Source organism: Streptomyces sp. BI87, from assembly GCF_025957665.1.
Lineage (GTDB): Bacteria > Actinomycetota > Actinomycetes > Streptomycetales > Streptomycetaceae > Streptomyces > Streptomyces albidoflavus.
In genome coordinates this window covers 4,892,330-4,909,361 of the sequence record NZ_CP110079.1, presented here as the reverse complement: position 1 = coordinate 4,909,361, position 17,032 = coordinate 4,892,330, and the positions used below count along the sequence as shown (strand labels likewise).

General features: G+C 73.2%; 15 protein-coding genes. 5 read left to right on the top strand and 10 right to left on the bottom strand.

The genetic code is table 11. From position 1 onward, the window contains the following. Positions 1 to 203: 203 nt before the first annotated feature. Positions 204 to 1,997, bottom strand: a complete 1,794-nt coding sequence (leuA, locus tag OIM89_RS21820) for a 2-isopropylmalate synthase (RefSeq protein WP_047465407.1) — start codon at positions 1,995 to 1,997, stop codon at positions 204 to 206. A gap of 299 nt (positions 1,998 to 2,296) precedes the next feature. On the opposite strand from leuA, the gene OIM89_RS21815 reads away from it, so the two are divergent. Together OIM89_RS21815 and OIM89_RS21810 are read left to right on the top strand one after the other, a co-directional pair. After that, a complete protein-coding gene (locus tag OIM89_RS21815) occupies positions 2,297 to 3,436 on the top strand; it encodes a M4 family metallopeptidase (RefSeq protein WP_078858010.1) in 1,140 nt (379 codons plus the stop codon). A gap of 56 nt (positions 3,437 to 3,492) precedes the next feature. After that, positions 3,493 to 3,759: a protealysin inhibitor emfourin gene (locus OIM89_RS21810; protein WP_030696253.1), complete on the top strand. Its 267-nt coding sequence runs from the start codon at positions 3,493 to 3,495 to the stop codon at positions 3,757 to 3,759. Between the two features lie 67 nt (positions 3,760 to 3,826). Here the strand turns inward: OIM89_RS21810 and era are convergent, their stop codons facing one another. From era to OIM89_RS21780, 6 genes are all read right to left on the bottom strand, one after another. After that, a complete protein-coding gene (gene era, locus OIM89_RS21805; RefSeq protein ID WP_003947966.1) occupies positions 3,827 to 4,768 on the bottom strand; it encodes a GTPase Era in 942 nt (313 codons plus the stop codon). A gap of 309 nt (positions 4,769 to 5,077) precedes the next feature. Then, on the bottom strand, positions 5,078 to 5,431 hold the full coding sequence (locus tag OIM89_RS21800; RefSeq protein WP_030696252.1) for a hypothetical protein: 354 nt from the start codon (positions 5,429 to 5,431) through the stop codon (positions 5,078 to 5,080). Between the two features lie 34 nt (positions 5,432 to 5,465). Then, entirely contained in the window at positions 5,466 to 5,852 is a 387-nt protein-coding gene (locus OIM89_RS21795; RefSeq protein ID WP_047138514.1) for an MmcQ/YjbR family DNA-binding protein, read from the bottom strand. Then, positions 5,849 to 7,174 (bottom strand): hemolysin family protein, encoded by a 1,326-nt coding sequence (locus OIM89_RS21790; RefSeq protein ID WP_018468082.1) that lies wholly within the window; start codon positions 7,172 to 7,174, stop codon positions 5,849 to 5,851. The genes OIM89_RS21795 and OIM89_RS21790 overlap by 4 nt, the downstream gene beginning before the upstream one ends. Then, on the bottom strand, positions 7,171 to 7,668 hold the full coding sequence (gene ybeY, locus OIM89_RS21785; protein ID WP_008405681.1) for an rRNA maturation RNase YbeY: 498 nt from the start codon (positions 7,666 to 7,668) through the stop codon (positions 7,171 to 7,173). The genes OIM89_RS21790 and ybeY overlap by 4 nt, the downstream gene beginning before the upstream one ends. Positions 7,669 to 7,723: 55 nt before the next feature. Further along, positions 7,724 to 8,740 (bottom strand): PhoH family protein, encoded by a 1,017-nt coding sequence (locus OIM89_RS21780; RefSeq protein WP_165397190.1) that lies wholly within the window; start codon positions 8,738 to 8,740, stop codon positions 7,724 to 7,726. Positions 8,741 to 9,030: 290 nt separating this feature from the next. On the opposite strand from OIM89_RS21780, the gene OIM89_RS21775 reads away from it, so the two are divergent. Next, positions 9,031 to 10,830 (top strand): serine/threonine-protein kinase, encoded by a 1,800-nt coding sequence (locus OIM89_RS21775; RefSeq protein ID WP_238469570.1) that lies wholly within the window; start codon positions 9,031 to 9,033, stop codon positions 10,828 to 10,830. A gap of 278 nt (positions 10,831 to 11,108) precedes the next feature. Here OIM89_RS21775 and OIM89_RS21770 read toward each other — a convergent pair whose 3' ends face one another. Further along, complete coding sequence (locus OIM89_RS21770; RefSeq protein ID WP_047465403.1) at positions 11,109 to 11,786, bottom strand: DUF2470 domain-containing protein; 678 nt, start codon at positions 11,784 to 11,786, stop codon at positions 11,109 to 11,111. 100 nt (positions 11,787 to 11,886) lie between these two features. Then, positions 11,887 to 13,029: a carbohydrate kinase family protein gene (locus OIM89_RS21765; RefSeq protein ID WP_264491555.1), complete on the bottom strand. Its 1,143-nt coding sequence runs from the start codon at positions 13,027 to 13,029 to the stop codon at positions 11,887 to 11,889. A 77-nt stretch (positions 13,030 to 13,106) separates the two neighbouring features. Here OIM89_RS21765 and OIM89_RS21760 point away from each other — a divergent pair, with 77 nt between their 5' ends. Both OIM89_RS21760 and OIM89_RS21755 read left to right on the top strand, forming a co-directional pair. After that, positions 13,107 to 14,441 (top strand): 6-phospho-beta-glucosidase, encoded by a 1,335-nt coding sequence (locus OIM89_RS21760; protein WP_030696247.1) that lies wholly within the window; start codon positions 13,107 to 13,109, stop codon positions 14,439 to 14,441. Positions 14,442 to 14,954: 513 nt separating this feature from the next. Further along, on the top strand, positions 14,955 to 16,274 hold the full coding sequence (locus tag OIM89_RS21755) for an MFS transporter (RefSeq protein ID WP_030696246.1): 1,320 nt from the start codon (positions 14,955 to 14,957) through the stop codon (positions 16,272 to 16,274). Between the two features lie 3 nt (positions 16,275 to 16,277). Here the strand turns inward: OIM89_RS21755 and OIM89_RS21750 are convergent, their stop codons facing one another. Continuing rightward, positions 16,278 to 16,943: a TetR/AcrR family transcriptional regulator gene (locus OIM89_RS21750; protein WP_175457627.1), complete on the bottom strand. Its 666-nt coding sequence runs from the start codon at positions 16,941 to 16,943 to the stop codon at positions 16,278 to 16,280. Positions 16,944 to 17,032: the final 89 nt, after the last annotated feature.

Genomic DNA, 17,032 nt, shown 5'->3' with positions numbered 1-17,032 from the left:
CGTCGCGTCTGGCGCACCGTCGCGCCGTGCCCCGCGCGGCCGCCGCCTCGTCCCGGGGGCGGCGGCTGGGCCCGCGCGGGGCTGCCGTGTGGACGTGATGTTAGCCACATGTCCCGGGCGGCGTCAGCCCCGCGCGTGTGACCTGGCCGTAACCCGACGCCCGGCCGCGTACGGAACAGGCGGGGCGTCGGGCGCCGCCGGGGTCAGCGGGCGGCGCGGTTGACCGCGGAGACCACGGCCTTCATGGAGGCGCGGGTGGTGTTGGCGTCGATGCCGATGCCCCAGAGCACCTTGTCGTCGATGGCGCACTCGATGTAGGAGGCGGCGACGGCGTTGGCGCCCTCGCTCATGGTGTGCTCCTGGTAGTCGAGCAGGCGTACGTCGATGCCGACGGCGTGCAGGGCGTCGAAGAAGGCCGAGATCGGACCGTTGCCGGAGCCGCTGAGGACGGTCTCCTCGCCGTCGACGACGGCCTCGGCGGTCAGCCGGTCGACGCCTTCGACGTCGGTGGTGGTCTGGCCGGCGCGGATCTGGATGCGGCCCCAGGGGTTCTCGGGGTTGGGCAGGTACTCGTCCTGGAACGTGGACCAGATCGCGGCCGGGGTGACCTCGCCGCCGTCGGCGTCGGTCTTGGCCTGGATCAGCCGGGAGAACTCGATCTGCATGCGGCGCGGCAGGTCGAGGTGGTGGTCGTTCTTCAGGACGTAGGCGATGCCGCCCTTGCCGGACTGCGAGTTGACCCGGATGACGGCCTCGTAGGAGCGGCCGACGTCCTTGGGGTCGATGGGCAGGTAGGGGACGGCCCACTCGATGTCGTCGACGGTCCTGCCCTGGGCGGCCGCGTCGGCCTCCATGGCGTCGAAGCCCTTCTTGATGGCGTCCTGGTGGGAGCCGGAGAAGGCGGTGTAGACGAGGTCACCGACGTACGGGTGGCGCGGGTGGACCTCCATCTGGTTGCAGTACTCGGCGGTCCTGCGGACCTCGTCGATCTGCGAGAAGTCGATCATCGGGTCGACGCCCTGGGAGAAGAGGTTCATGCCCAGGGTGACCAGGTCGACGTTGCCGGTGCGCTCGCCCTGGCCGAACAGGCAGCCCTCGACGCGGTCGGCGCCGGCCATCACGGCCAGTTCGGCGGCGGCCACGGCGGTGCCGCGGTCGTTGTGCGGGTGGGTGGAGAGGCAGACGAACTCGCGGCGGGACAGGTTCCGCGACATCCACTCGAAGCGGTCGGCGTGGGTGGAGGGGGTGGAGCGCTCCACGGTGGCGGGCAGGTTGAGGATGATCTCGCGGCCCTCCTCGGGCTGCCAGACGTCCATCACCGCCTCGCAGACCTCCAGCGCGAAGTCCAGCTCGGTGTCGGTGAAGATCTCCGGACTGTACTGGTAGCCGAAGGCGGTCCGGGCGTCCAGCAGCTTCTCGGCGTACTCCATGACCAGCCGGGTGCCGTCGACGGCGATCTGCTTGACGTCCTCGCGCGAGCCGCGGAAGACGACCCGGCGGAAGGTGGGCGCGGTGGCGTTGTACAGGTGGACCGTGGCGCGGTGGGCGCCCTTCAGGGACTGGACGGTGCGCTCGATCAGGTCCTCGCGGGCCTGGGTCAGGACGGAGATGGTCACGTCCTCGGGGATGGCGCCCTCTTCGATGATGGAGCGGACGAAGGCGTAGTCCGTCTCTCCGGAGGAGGGGAAGCCGACCTCGATCTCCTTGTAGCCCATGCGCACCAGCAGGTCGAACATCTCGCGCTTGCGGGCGGGCGACATGGGGTCGATCAGGGCCTGGTTGCCGTCCCGCAGGTCGGTGGAGAGCCAGCGGGGGGCCTGGGTGATGCGCTGCTCGGGCCAGGTGCGGTCGGCCAGGTCGACCGCGTCGTAGCCGCGGTACCGGCCGGTCGGCATGCCGGAGGGGCGCTGGGTGACGCTGTCCCGGGTGAGGGGGGTCCGACGGCTCACCGGCTGGTCGGCGGTGGCGGTACGGGATGCGTCAACGGGATTCGACATGATGCGCGGGGCTCCTCAGTGGTCCACTGGAGACGGCCGACGGGCGGCGGGTTCACCGCAACACCGAACTCCGCGGGGAGGGGGTCGACCTCGACTACAGGCCCTCGCCGCGGCAGCTAAGGAGAAGCAGCCCGTAACGCATGATGCTCCGCAGCCTAACCGAGCCGCCCCTGTTGCGCTGACGTGTATCAGTATGCGGGACCGGGGTGAGGTAACGACCCAGAGGTGACGAGTCCCTCTATTTCGCTAATCTTCCGCACGGAGTGTTTCGCTCCGGTCACAGAGAGCAAGCCAGTCTCATGACCGACAATCAGCGCCCGACGCGCACCCCGACCGCCCGCACCGCCGCCGACTCCGCCCTGATCCGCCCGGCCCCGCACCCCGTCTTCTGCACGATCGTGCCGCCGCACGTCCTGGACCACCTCAGCCACCTGGACGACCCGGTCCTCTCCGTCCCCGCCCGCCGCACCCTGGAGCGGGACGCCCGCGAGCGGACCCGCCGCCTCAGCGCCGTCGCCGCCACCCGCGCCGCCGCCCCGCCCGCACCGCGCCGCGCCGAGGGTGCGGAAGCCACCCCCCAGCGCACCATCTACGACGCGGAGACCCGCGAGGAGCTGCCCGGGGTCAAGGTCCGCGCCGAGGGCTCCGACCCCGGCGGCGATGCCAGCGTCAACCGCGCCTACGCCGGGCTCGGCGCCACCTTCGAGCTCTTCCTCAAGAGCTTCGGCCGCGACTCCATCGACGGCCGCGGCCTCCCGCTCAACGCCACCGTCCACTACGGCAAGGAGTACGCCAACGCCTTCTGGGACGGCGAGCAGATGGTCTTCGGCGACGGCGACGGCGAGGTCTTCCTCGACTTCACCCTCCCCGTCGACGTCATCGGCCACGAGCTGGCCCACGGCGTCACCCAGTACACCGCCAACCTCGTCTACCGCGGCCAGCCCGGCGCGCTCAACGAATCGGTCTCCGACGTCTTCGGCTCCCTCCTCAAGCAGTACACGCTGGGGCAGAACGCCGAGGACGCCGACTGGCTGATCGGCGCCGACGTGCTCGGCCCGCGCGTCGAGGGCAAGGCCCTGCGCTCCATGAAGGAGCCCGGCACGGCCTACGACGACGACGTCCTCGGCAAGGACCCCCAGCCCGGCTCCATGGCCGACTACGTCGAGACCGACCAGGACAACGGCGGCGTCCACATCAACTCCGGCATCCCCAACCGCGCCTTCTACCTGGTCGCCACCGCCCTGCGCGGCAAGGCGTGGGAGCGCGCCGGCCAGATCTGGTACGACGTGCTGACCGGCGGCGAGCTGAGCGCCCAGGCCGACTTCGCCGCCTTCGCGGCCCTCACCGCCAAGGCGGCCGAGGAGCGGTTCGGCCGGGGCGAGGAGCGCGAGGCCGTCCTCAAGGCGTGGTCCGAGGTCGGCGTGGGGGCGAACTCCTGACCGCCGGGCCGCCCGGACACCGGTGCCGGGCGGACCTCGCGGGTAGGGACTTGGGCATGCGTATCGACGTACGACGGACCGGCGGCTTCTCCGGCATCGAGCGGCGGGCCGGGGTGGACACCACCTCGCTCCCCGACGCCGAGGTCTGGGAGGAGCTGGCCGCCCGCGCCCTGGAAACCGCCACGCCCGCCCCGGCCACCGGCGTCCCCGACGGCTTCGTCTACCAGCTGACCGTCGACGGCCACTCGGCCCACTTCACCGACCCCCACCTGACCCCCGCCCAGCGCGAACTGGTCTCCCGGGTGCTGAAGGAGGGAGCTTAGGCGCCACTCGGGACGGGGCGGGCTGCGACTGGGTCCGTCCCGTCCCGGCGGTCGGGGGCCGGCTGCGTCAGAAGCCCAGGCGGCGGAGTTGCTTGGGGTCGCGCTGCCAGTCCTTGGCGACCTTGACATGGAGGTCGAGGAAGACCGGGGTGCCGAGCAGGGCCTCGATGTGCTTGCGGGACTTCACGCCGACCTCCTTCAGGCGCTTGCCCTTGGGGCCGATGATGATCCCCTTCTGGCTGGGACGCTCGATGAAGACGTTGGCGTGGATGTCGAGCAGCGGCTTGTCGGCGGGGCGGTCCTCGCGGGGCAGCATCTCCTCGACGACGACGGCGATGGAGTGCGGCAGCTCGTCGCGGACGCCCTCCAGGGCGGCCTCGCGGATCAGCTCGGCCACCATGACCTGCTCGGGCTCGTCGGTGAGGTCGCCCTCGGGGTAGAGCGCGGGGCCCTCCGGCATCAGCGGGGCCAGGAGGTCGGTCAGCAGCTCGACCTGGTCGCCCTTGACGGCGGAGACCGGGATGATCTCGGCCCACTCGAAGCCCAGCTCGGCCGCGAGCTGGTCGACGGCGATCAGCTGCTCGGCGAGCTGCTTGCCGTCCACCAGGTCGGTCTTGGTGACGACGGCGACCTTCGGGGTCTTCTTGATCCCGGCGATCTCCTTGGCGATGAAGCGGTCGCCTGGGCCGAGCTTCTGGTCGGCGGGGAGGCAGAAGCCGATGACGTCGACCTCGGCCCAAGTGGTGCGGACCACGTCGTTGAGCCGCTCGCCGAGGAGGGTGCGCGGCTTGTGCAGGCCGGGGGTGTCGACCAGGATCAGCTGCGCATCGGGCCGGTGGACGATGCCGCGCACGGTGTGGCGGGTGGTCTGCGGCCGGTTGGAGGTGATCGCGACCTTCTGCCCGACGAGTGCGTTCGTCAGGGTGGACTTGCCCGCGTTCGGACGGCCGACGAAGCACGCGAAGCCCGCGCGGTGCGCGGGGGTGGCGGAGGAGGAGGGGGCGCTCATGCGCCCATTGTCCCCGATGCGTGGGGGTCCTCGGACCCCGGGTTCTGGGGGTGGCCTGTTTGGCTGCGGGCCTGGCTGTGGCCCGGGGAGCCTTGTCTCCCGTGCCCTGCCCCGGGCGGGGATGGTGGCTTGGGTTCGGTGGGCCGCCACCCGTACAGGATGGCCTCAGGCGCCGGCCGGGCTGGTTTTGGCCTCAAGCGCCGGCCGGGCTGTTTGTGGGCCCACCGGGCTGTCGGTGTGCTCGCCGGACTGTCGGTACGCCGGCCGGACTGTCGGTGTGCCGGCCGGGCTGTTCTGCGGAGGGGTGGGTCAGGTTGTGGTGAGGGTCTCCTGGACTGTGCCGTCGGGGGTGGCGAGGTGGATGGGGGTGGTGGGGCCGCCGAGGTCGGAGACGGCGGAGCGGTCCTCCGGGGGGAGGTGGTCGGCGGTGGTGACGACGGCGGCGGCTTCGAGGGAGCGGGCGCCGGAGGCCACGGCCATGGCTACGGCGGTGCGCAGGGCGCTGAGCTGGAGGGAGTCGAGGGAGACGGTGCCGGCGACGTAGGTGCGGCCGGTCTCGTCGCGGACGGCGGCGCCCTCCGGCACCCCGTTGCGGGCCCGGGCCGAGCGGGCCAGGGTCACGATCTTGCGGTCCTCGGGGTGCAGCTCGGTGCTCTCGGTCATGGTCCCGAGCATAAGAGGTGCGGGGTGAGGCGCCTCAGGGGCGGTCGAGACGGAGGCGGACCGCGCGGGGCAGGCCCGCCACCACCAGGTCGTAGGAGTCCTCGATGAGTTCGCGGAGGTGGCGGGGCGGGAGCGGGGCGACGGTGACCGTGTTCCAGTGGCGCTTGTTGAGGTGCCAGCCGGGGACGATCTCAGGGTGCGCGGCGCGCAGGCGTACCGCCTCGTCCGGGTCGCACTTGAGGGAGATCTTCAGCGGGTCGGCGCCGAGGTCGGTGAGGGCGAAGACCTTCCCCTCGACCTTGAAGACGGAGGTCTCCGGGTTGAAGGGGAACTCCTCGGCGGCTCCGTTGAAGGAGAGGCAGAAGGCCCGCAGGCTCTCGGCGTCCAGGGCGTCGTCGGTACCGCTCCCGCGCGTGTTCACCAGTCGGTCTCCCGGTCCTCCTCGGCGGCGACGGCCTCGGCCGCCTCGTGCTGGTCGAGCGGTTCGACGAGGACCGTCGCGACCTTGTTCCGGCGGCCGGCCGAGTCCTCGGCTGTGAGGCGCAGGCCGCGCCCGTCGGGGAGCGGGACGACCGCGCCGGCCCCGGCGATCGGGACCCGGCCGAGCGCCTTGGCGAGCAGGCCGCCGACGGTCTCCACGTCCTCGTCGTCGTAGGACTCCAGGCCGTAGAGGCGGCCGAGGTCGCCGATGTCGAGGCGGGCGGTGACGCGGCAGCGGCCCTCCCCCAGTTCCTCGACGGGCGGCAGCTCCCGGTCGTACTCGTCGGTGATCTCGCCGACGATCTCCTCCAGGATGTCCTCGATGGTGACGATGCCGGCGGTGCCGCCGTACTCGTCGATGACGACGGCGACATGGTTGCGCTGCTGCTGCATCTCGCGCAGCAGGTCCCCGGCGTTCTTGGTGTCGGGGACGAAGACGGCGGGCCGCATCGCGGTGGAGACCAGTTCGGTCTCGGCGTCGCGGCTGATGTGGGTCTTGCGGGCGAGGTCCTTGAGGTAGACGACGCCGACGACGTCGTCCTCGCTCTCCCCGGTCACCGGTATCCGCGAGAAACCGGAGCGCAGGGCGAGGGTGAGGGCCTGGCGGATCGTCTTGTACCGCTCGATGGAGACCAGGTCGGTGCGGGGGACCATCACCTCGCGGACGAGGGTGTCGCCCAGTTCGAAGACGGAGTGCACCATGCGGCGCTCCTCGTCCTCGATGAGCTGCTCCTTCTCGGCGAGGTCGACCAGCGCCCGCAGCTCCGCCTCGCTGGCGAACGGGCCCTGCCGGAACCCCTTGCCGGGGGTGAGGGCGTTGCCGAGCAGGATGAGCAGCTTGGGGACGGGCCCCATGATCCGGGCGAGCGGCAGCAGCACGTACGCGGCGGCCGTGGCCGTGTTCAGCGGGTGCTGGCGGCCGATGGTGCGCGGGGAGACGCCGACCGCCACGTAGCTGACCAGGACCATCACGGCGATGGCGACGGCCAGGGCCTCCCAGGTGACGCTGATCCGCTCGACGCAGACGTAGGTCACGAGGGCGGCGGCGGCCATCTCGCAGGCGACCCGGACCAGCAGCGCGACGTTGAGGTAGCGCGTGGGGTCCTCGGCGACCTGGGCCAGCTTGGCGCTGCCGCGCCGGCCCGCGCGGACGGCGCCCTCGGCCCGGAAGCTGGAGACGCGGGCCAGCCCCGCCTCGGCGCAGGCGGCCAGCCAGGCGACGACGACCAGCAGGACGGCGCCGGTGAGCAGGCCGCCGATCATGAGACGGTCGGGGCCGGAGAGGGGCCGGTCAGCCCGTTCTCCTCACGCCAGCCGTCCACGATGGCCTGCTGGAGGCCGAACATCTCGGCCTTCTCGCCCGGCTCCTCGTGGTCGTAGCCGAGCAGGTGCAGCACGCCGTGGACGGTGAGGAGCTGGAGCTCCTCGTCCATGGAGTGCTGGGTCGGCGCGTCCTGCCCCTGCTGCCGGGCGACGTCCGGGCAGAGCACGATGTCGCCGAGCAGGCCCTGCGGGGGCTCCTCCTCGTCCTTGGCCGGCGGACGCAGTTCGTCCATCGGGAAGGACATGACGTCGGTGGGCCCCGGCAGGTCCATCCACTGGATGTGCAGCTGCTCCATCGCCTCGGGGTCGACGACGATCACCGAGAGTTCCGAGAGCGGGTGGATACGCATCCTCGCCAGCGCGTAGCGGGCGATGTCGAGGATCGCGCGCTCGTCGACCTCGGTTCCGGACTCGTTGTTGACGTCGATCGACATGGTGGTGCTGTACTCCTGCTGGGCGTGCCCGGAGGCGCGGACGGAGGAGGCCGCCTCAGCGGCCGTCTCGGTTGTCGTACTTCTCGTACGCCTCGACGATACGGCCGACCAGCTTGTGCCGGACCACGTCCTCGGAGGTGAGGCGGGAGAAATGGACGTCGTCCACGCCCTCCAGGATGTCCTGCACCTGGCGCAGACCGCTCTTGGTGCCGCTCGGCAGGTCGACCTGGGTGACGTCACCGGTGATGACGATCTTCGACTCGAAGCCCAGCCGGGTGAGGAACATCTTCATCTGTTCCGGGTTGGTGTTCTGGGCCTCGTCGAGAATGATGAACGCGTCGTTCAGCGTCCGTCCGCGCATGTACGCCAGCGGGGCGACCTCGATGGTCCCGGCCGCCATGAGGCGGGGGATGGAGTCGGGGTCGAGCATGTCGTGCAGCGCGTCGTAGAGCGGGCGCAGGTACGGGTCGATCTTCTCGTACAGCGTGCCGGGCAGGAAGCCGAGCCGCTCGCCCGCCTCGACGGCCGGCCGGGTCAGGATGATCCGGTTGACCTGCTTGGACTGGAGCGCCTGCACGGCCTTGGCCATCGCCAGGTAGGTCTTGCCGGTACCGGCCGGGCCGATGCCGAAGATCACCGTGTGCTTGTCGATGGCGTCGACGTACCGCTTCTGGTTGAGCGTCTTGGGGCGGATGGTGCGGCCGCGCGAGGAGAGGATGTTCTGGGTCAGGACCTCGGCCGGGGTCTCCTCCGGGCCCGTGCCCTCCTCGCTCGCCCTCAGCATGGCGATCGAGCGTTCCACTGCGTCCTCCGTCATCGGCTGACCGGTGCGGAGCACCAGCATCATCTCGTCGAACAACCGCTGGACCAGGGCGACCTCTGCCGGGTCGCCGGTCGCGCTGATCTCATTGCCCCGGACATGGATGTCGGCTGCCGGGAAAGCCTTCTCGATCACGCGCAGCAGCGCGTCTCCGGAACCCAGCACGGTCACCATCGGGTGCTTCGCCGGAACGGTGAACTGGGCGCGCGCCTGCCCCCGTGCGGGGCTCGGTCCTGTCGGTGTCTGCGTCATGGGCCGGCTTTTCAGCCTGCTCGTCCTCCTCGCTCAGGGAAGCCGTCCTCCGACGGCCCGCCTAGACCCCCAGCGTACGTCCCCACCCGCCTCCACCCGAAGAGCTTTTCGACATGCCGCCACCCACGCGGTCCGGCCGTGCGGGAGCGGCCTGGACGTGGCTTCGCCGGGCGGGCACGTTCGCGTGAATTTCTGGAGCGTTTTTCCAGAAAGCACTTCCCCTCCCTGTACCCACTGGCCAGACTTCGCCTGGACTCGAGACGGTGTGCCACGGGGGAGAAGAAGTGGGCGTGTTCGACCTGACCGGCAGCGGGGCCAAACCGCTGCAACCGGACGACCCGGCGCACATCGGCGGCATCCCCCTCGCGGGTCGTCTCGGGACCGGCGGGATGGGGCGCGTCTTCCTCGGCGTCCACGAGGGGCGGTACGTCGCCGTCAAACAGGTCCTGCCCTCGGTCGCCGGCGAGGACCAGGACTTCGTCCGCCGCTTCGGGCACGAGCTGGACAACCTCTCCCGGCTGCCCGCGGAGGCCACCGCCCCGCTGCTCGCCAGCGACCGCGACGCCCGCCCTCCGTGGCTCGCCACCGCCTACGTCCCCGGCCTCACCCTCAGCGACGCCGTCCGGCTCCACCAGGGCCCGCTGCCCGCCGAGGCGGTGTGGCTGCTGCTGCGCGAGGCCGCCAAGGGGCTGGTCCCGGTGCACGAGCTCGGCATGGTCCACCGGGACCTGAAGCCGTCCAACGTGATGCTGACGGTCGAGGGCGCGACGGTCATCGACTTCGGCGTGGCCCGGGCCACCGAGCAGAGCCAGCTCACCCGCAGCGGCATGGTGGTCGGCACCCCCGCCTACATGGCCCCCGAACAGGCCACGACACGACGCGACCTGACCGGCGCCGTCGACGTGTTCGCGCTGGGCTCGGTCATCGCCTACGCGGCCGGCGGCAACCCGCCCTTCGGCGAGGAGTCCGGCCCCGCCGTCCTGTACCGCATCGTGCACGAGGAGCCCGACCTGGAGGCGGTACGGGAGCTGGACCCCGCCCTCGCCGACCTCGTCACCGCCTGCCTCGCCAAGGCCCCCGAGGCCCGTCCCACCGCGGCCGAACTGGTCCGGCGCGCCACGGAACACGGCCCGTTCACCGCGCCCCTGTGGCCGGACTCCTTCAGCGCCGATCTGGCGAAGAAGGCGGCCTTCGCGGCGGACGTCCAGGAACTCGATCCCCCGCCCCCCGTCTCCGTCGAGACGCTCAACCTGGGCAAGAAGGCCGAACCGAAGCCTCCCGGCGAGCGCCGGCGCCGCCGCGTCCTCCTCGCCGTCGTCCCCGTCGTCATCGCGGGCGGCGCGACCCTCGCCGTCCAGCTGCTCCCCCACACCTCCGACGCCGACGACCCCGCCGCCGCCCCCACCCTCAGCGCCTCGGCCCCCGCCACCCCGGGCGCCGGCCCGTCCGGCTCGGCCTCACCCGCGAAGTCCACCAAGGACAAGGACAAGGAGAAGGACGGGGAGAAGGGCGAGGACGAGGACGGAGACAAGGGAGACAAGGGAGACAAGGCCGAGAGCGCCGGCAAGGGCGCAGGCCAGGGGGACGACTCGGGGAACGGAGCCGACGCCCCCGCCCCGGGCGGCGGGGACAAGGACGGCGGCTCCGGCGATTCCGGCGGCTCCAGCTCCTCCGGCGGTGGCGGCGGTGGCGGCTCCGGCCCGACCGAAGACCCCGACGGGGACGCCAAGCCCCCGTCCGGCGCGCACCGCTACCGCAACGGCGAGAACGCCAAATGCCTCGCCGCCCCGTTCAACAGCCCGCCCACCACCGCCGACTGCAACGGTTCCGGCACGGTCTGGGCCTTCCGCCCCCTCTCGGACGGCTCCTTCGAGATCGTCCACGAGTCAGGCCGCTCCTGCATCTCCTCCGGCGCCGGAGGCATCCTGCTCCTCTCCTGCAACCAGGCCGAAAGCCGCCGCTGGCGCACCGGCTCAGGAGGCACCCTCAAAAGCGTAGGAACCGGCGGCTGCCTCGGCACCGTCAACGGCTCCCGCATCACCACCACCCACTGCACCGGGAGCCCCGCCCAACGCTGGACAGCGCTCTGAGGCCGTGAACAGCCCGGCCGGCGCTTGAGGCCATCTCTGTCCGCCACGGTCGAACGGCCCGCGGGGCCCGGCAGATCCCAGCCCGGCAGAACCCCAGCCCGGCGAAAACCCGGCCCGGCGAAATCCGAGCCCGGCCGGCGCTTGAGGCCATCCTGAACCGGCACGGGAAGCCGGACAGCACCCCCACCGAGAGCCCGGCCGGCGCTTGAGGCCACCTCCATGACCGGCACGGTCAAGGGGCGCCCCGCCAAGCGAACAGCCCGCCCGGCACATGAGGGTCACACCCTGCCGACCACCAGTCCGCGAATCCCCTCCCCCACCTCTTCGGGGTACCGCACGACCTTCCCGAACCCGAGCCGCACCTCCTGATGGCTGCGCCCGGCGTGCTCGAACCGCAGGGTGATCCCGTACTGGTCGAGCCGGGCCGGCCGCACCCGGACGGCCGCCGCCCGTACGTCCGCGGGAGCGAGCCGCGCCAGCGCCCGCACCATGTCCTCGTGGGCCGAGTCGAGGTGGGAGAGGAGTTCGGCCTCGGCGCGGGCCAGCGGGTCGGGCTGGGCCATGACCAGTTCGTCGACGCCGATGCGGCGGCTGCGGCCGTGCTCGGCGAGGACGGCGTACTCGGTGTGCAGGTGCAGCCCTCGGTCGGCGGCGGTCCCCAGCCAGCCGTGGAGGCTGAGCCGGGCGCGGACGCGGTCGCGCAGGTGGACGGGGGCGATGTCGGTGAACTCCACGACGGCGGGGAGGGTTCCGTCGAGGGAGGCGTCGAGTTCCGCCCCGAGGTGCTCGCCCGGCGGGTCGTGGAGGGTGAGGCCGCCGCCGGCGTCCACGGTGTGCAGGCCGACCAGGCCGATGCTGTGGCCGCCGGTAGTGACGGTCAGTGACTCCGCGGCCTCGATCACGGAGCGGACTCGCTGGGCGGGGGTCGGCTCCCCGTCTCGGGCGTGCGCGTACATCAGGTGACCCCTTCGGTAAGGTTAGGCTTACCTTATCGACCTCGGGGGGCGGGGGGAACCCGACCCCCCGGGCGGGTTCACCCGGCCGGGCGACGCGCCGTCAGGCGGACCTCCCGAAACCGATGGTCGGCACCGCCCGCCGCAGCGGCCAGGCCGCGGTCGACACCTCGGGGACCAGGTCCTCCAGGAAGGCGTACCGGCGTAGTGCCTGCGGGTCGTGGCCGTGGGCCGAGCGCGCCGAGGTCCGGGTGTACGCCCGCACGCGCCGCCACCAGGCGGCCACCTCCGTCCACCCCGGCGCCGACAGCGAGCCGCCGAACTCCTGCACCGAGAGCGCCGCCGTCAGCCCGGCGAAGGCGAGCCGGTCGGCCAGCGGCCACCCGGCGAGCGTCCCGGTGACGAACCCGGCGACGAAGACGTCCCCCGCGCCGGTCGGGTCGAGCGCGTCCACCGCGATGGCGGGCACGTCGGCGGTCTCCCCGGTCCGCCCGTCGACGGCGTACGCCCCCTGCGAGCCGAGGGTGACGACGGCGAGCGGCACCCGGTCGGCCAGCGCGCGGGCCGCCGCCCGGGGGCAGTCGGTGCGGGTGTAGCGCATCGCCTCGGCGGCGTTGGGCAGGAACGCCTCGCAGTGCTCCAGGTCGGGCAGGGCGTCCAGGTCCCAGGCGCCGGTGTCGTCCCAGCCGACGTCGCCGAAGACGCGCGTACCGGCGCGGGCCGCCTCGGCGATCCAGGGGGCGCGCACGCCGGGCGCGAGGGCGGCCACCGCCGCGCGGGCGCGCGGCGGGTGGGCGGGGACGGGGGCCAGGTCGACGGGGGCCTCGTGGCCGTGCGAGACCATCGTCCGCTCGTCCTCGTAGGCCATCGAGACCGTCACCGGGGAGTGCCAGCCGCCGACGCGGCGGGAGCCGGTGAGGTCGATCCCCTCGCCGCTCTCCAACGCGTCCCAGCAGTACTCGCCGTAGTGGTCGTCGCCGAAGGCGGCCGCCAGTGAGGTGCGCAGGCCGAGGCGGGCGAGGGCGGTGGCCATGTTGGCGACGCCGCCGGGGCTGGAGCCCATGCCGCGCGCCCAGGACTCGGTGCCGCGCACCGGCGCCGAGTCGAGGCCGGTGAAGATGATGTCGAGGAAGACCGTGCCCGTCAGATAGACGTCCACCGGCGGATCGGCGGGGCGGCGCAGCCCCACCAGTGGGTCCACACCGGCGGTGCGGTGCGGCGTGCGGTCTCCTTCGGCCAGGTTCACGGCGGACTCCCCTGCGTGGTGCGGATCTGGACAGTCTGCCCGACCGCGTACCCGTTCCATGCGGTACGTTCCGCCCCATGAGGCTGACGATTCTCGGGGGCGGCGGCTTCCGCGTCCCGCTGGTGTACCGGGCGCTGGCGGGGAGCGAGGTCGACACCCTGACCCTGTACGACACCGACCCGCTGCGGGCCGGTGTGATGCGCTCGGTCCTCGACGGGCTGCCGCGCCCGGCGGACGGCGGCGGACTGCCCCGCGTGGTGGTCGCCGGGAGCCTCGACGAGGCGGTGCGCGGCGCCGACTTCGTCTTCTCCGCGATCCGGGTCGGCGGCACCGCGGGCCGCGTCGCCGACGAGCACATCCCGCTCTCCGAGGGGCTGCTCGGCCAGGAGACGGTGGGCGCGGGCGGCGTGCTGTACGGGCTGCGCACCGTCCCGGTGGCGCTCAGGATCGCCGAGCGGGTCGCCGAACTCGCCCCGGACGCCTGGGTCATCAACTTCACCAACCCGGCCGGGACGGTCACCGAGGCGATGGCCTCGGTGCTCGGCTCCCGGGTGATCGGCATCTGCGACTCCCCGGTGGGCCTGGTCCGCCGGGCGGCCCGGGCGGCGGGCGCCGACCCGGACACGGTCGGCTACGACTACGTGGGCCTCAATCACTTGGGCTGGCTGCGCTCCCTCACCGCCCCCGACGGCCGCGACCTGCTGCCGGGGCTGCTCGCCGACGAGGCGGCGCTCGGCTCGTTCGAGGAGGGCCGCCTCTTCGGCGCGCCCTGGCTGCGGGCGCTGGGCGCGCTGCCCAACGAGTACCTGCACTACTACTACTTCCGCCGCGAGACGCTGGCGGCGGTACGGGCGGCCGAGCAGACCCGGGGCGCCTTCCTCGACGGGCAGCAGTCCACCTTCTTCGCCGAGGCGCACCGGCAGCCCGAGCGGGCCTTCGCGCTCTGGGAGCGGACCCGCCTGGAGCGCGAGGAAACGTACATGGCGGAGAGCCGGGCGGCCTCCGGCGGCTGGGAGCGGGACACCTGCGACCTGGACGGCGGCGGTTACGACCAGGTGGCGCTGGCCCTGATGCGGGCGCTGGCCCGGGACCGGCCGGCCCGGCTCATCCTCAACGTGCGGAACTCCTCGGGCGGGCCCGGCGCCCCGCTGGTGCTGCCGGCGCTGCCGGCCGACGCGGTGGTCGAGACGGTGTGCGAGGTGGACGGTTCCGGGGTGCGGCCGGTGGTGTCGCCGGTGCCGCTGGGCCCGGCGGAACTGGGGCTGGTGCTCCAGCTGAAGGCGGTGGAGCGGGCCACGATCGAGGCGGCGCTCTTCAAGGACCGCGAGGCGGCGCTGCGCGCGGTGGCGCTGCACCCCCTGGTGGACTCGGTGGCGGCGGCCGAACGCGTCCTGGCCCGCGCGGGGGCGTGACACCGGCGCACGCACGGTACGGACAGGGCGCGGCGCGCTGACGGGCGCGCGCCCGGGGTGCCGTGCGGCGAGCCCCGGTGCGCTCGGCCAGGTGGCGCCTCACGGGCGGAGTTCCGGGCGGCGGGCGGGGAGTCCTGGAGGCGTGCCCGCACGGATGGGGGGCGTAATCGGCGCGAAGAGGCGCGCGCCGGGGTGCTTTCGGCTGGCGGAGCGTCAGACGACGGGCCGGGGCGCGTGTCAGCGCCTCGGCCCGTTTCGTGCGCACTCCCCTCCCGCGAAGGCTAAGCGGAACCTCAACACGCCCCCCTGAACTGGGAGTTCAGCCGGGGATACCCGGGTAAGCGGAATGCAAACATAATGTGACCGGCATCACTGCGGGCCAGCTTTCCGGCGCGTCCGTGCGCTTGATACAAATTGGCCCGCGCTTCCCCCACTCGTGGTCGGAACGGAAGCGACTTCCACCTCTCTCGCTTCCTGCGTGCCTCTTCGGCATGCCTTCTTCAAGGAACGCCTGTGTCCTCGCGCCACCGTGCCGCCTGGCCCCTCGTCGCCCTGTTCACCGCCGGCTACCTCGCCTCGTACCTGCTGCCGACCCTGGTCGGACGGCTCGACGACCACCTCCCCCTCACCACCCCCCAGGCCGGAGTCCTCGGCAGCGTCCTGCTGCTCTGCTCCGCGTCGGCCGGTTTCCTCCTCGCCTCGCGCGTGGAGCGGCTCGGCGCGCGGAGACTGTCGCGCGCGGGACTGCTGCTGACGGCCGCCGGGTACGGCACCGCCGCCGCGACCACCGTGCTGCCGCTGGTGGTGGCCGGCGCCGCCGTCGGCGGGTTCGGCTCGGGCACCACCATGACGGTCGCCGCGGGCCGGATCGCCGCCCGGCGCGACCCGCACCGCGCCTCCACCCTCGGGCTGCTCGCCGTCTCCGCCACGGCGGGCGCGCTCTACCTGATACTGCCCGCGCTCGGCGGCGGCCACGGCCTGCCGCTGGCGGCGGTGGCCGTGGTCGCCCTGCTGGTCTGGCCCGCCACCGGCCACCTCCCCGACAGCCGCGACCCCTCGGTGGCCACCGTCGCCGCCCCGCTGCCGCACCGGCGCGCGGGCGGGGTGCTGGCCGGGGCGATCGTCCTGTGGGCGCTCTGCCAGAACGCCCTGTGGGGCGTGAGCGGCCGGATCGGCACCGACCAGGCCGGGCTGAGCGAGGCCGCCGTCGGCGCGGTCTTCGCGGCGGCCCTCGGCGCCGGGCTCCTCGGCATCCTCGGCGCGAGCGCGCTGGGCGCCCGGTTCGGCCGGGCCGCGCCGATCGGCGTCGGCACCGTGCTGATCGCCGGGTGCATCGCGGCCAGCGCCCGCGCCGACGGGCTCACCTCCTTCGCCACCGGCGAGATCGCCTGGAACACCCTCTACCCCGCCGTCCTCTCCTACCTGATCGGTCTGGGCGCCCACCTCGACCCGCGCGGCCGCTGGGCCGTGATGGTCGGCTCGGCCTCCGCGCTGGGCGTGGCCTTCGGTCCGCTCGCCGGTTCGCTCCTCTCGGAGCACGCCGGGTTCCCGGTGATGGGGCTGGCGCTCGGCACGACCCTGGTGCTGCTGGCGGCGCCGCTCACCCTGGTCGCCGTCCACACCACCACGCGCCCGCTCTCCTTCGGCCTGGTCCGCCGCGGGGGCCTCGCCTCCCCGGGCACTCCCCCTGTGCCGGTGCCTCCGCTCGGCACCCCCGACCAGCCCCTCGCCCCGCTCTCCGTCACCGGCCGCCACCTGACCCGGCGCGCCCTGAGCACCGCAGGACCCGGCACCGGGCCGGGCGCGGGCGGAGGTGCGGGCGACGGCGGCTGACGCTCACGGCCCCTCGTGGAGCTGCCGCAACTCCACCGGGGCCGGGGGCGGCAGCGCGGCCCGGCGGGCCCCGTCCGCCGCCGGGACGGCGCGGAAGGACTCCAGGAGGTACGCGGTCAGGCGGCGGGAGGCGGCCAGCGAGGTCGTCTCGTCGGCGCCGGCCAGGCCGTTGTTGGCGAGCAGCACCAGGACGACGTCGCTGGCGTCGAAGTCGGGACGCAGCACCCCGGCCTCCTGGGCGCGCCGCACCAGCAGGGCGAGCTTCTCCTCGGCGCGCTCCCGCTCGCCCCCGGGGTCGAGCAGGCCGGGGAATCGGGAGAGGAAGGCGGTGGTGAAACCCCGGTCGCCGGCCTGCATGGCGCAGACCTTCTCCACCAGCGAGCGGAACCCGCGCCACGGGTCGGGGTCGGCCAGCGCCTCGTCCAGCACGGCCGCGCACGCCTGGAACTGCTCGGTGAACGCCTCGGCGACCAGCGCGTCCCGGGTCGGGAAGCGCCGGTAGAGCGTGGCGACGCCGACCCCGGCGCGCCGCGCGATGGTGGTGACGGGGACGTCGATGCCGTGGGCGGCGTAGGCGGCGCGGGCCGCCTCCAGGATGCGGGCCCGGTTGTGGCGGGCGTCGGCGCGCAAGCTGTCGGCGGGGCTGTTCCGAGAGGGCTGAGCAGGCATGTCTCTCACTTTAGGCCAAGTGGAAGGGTTCCTCCGTTTAACCGGTTAGCGTGGAGGACGGGCCCGGCAGAGGGCCCCTCCTCCCCTCC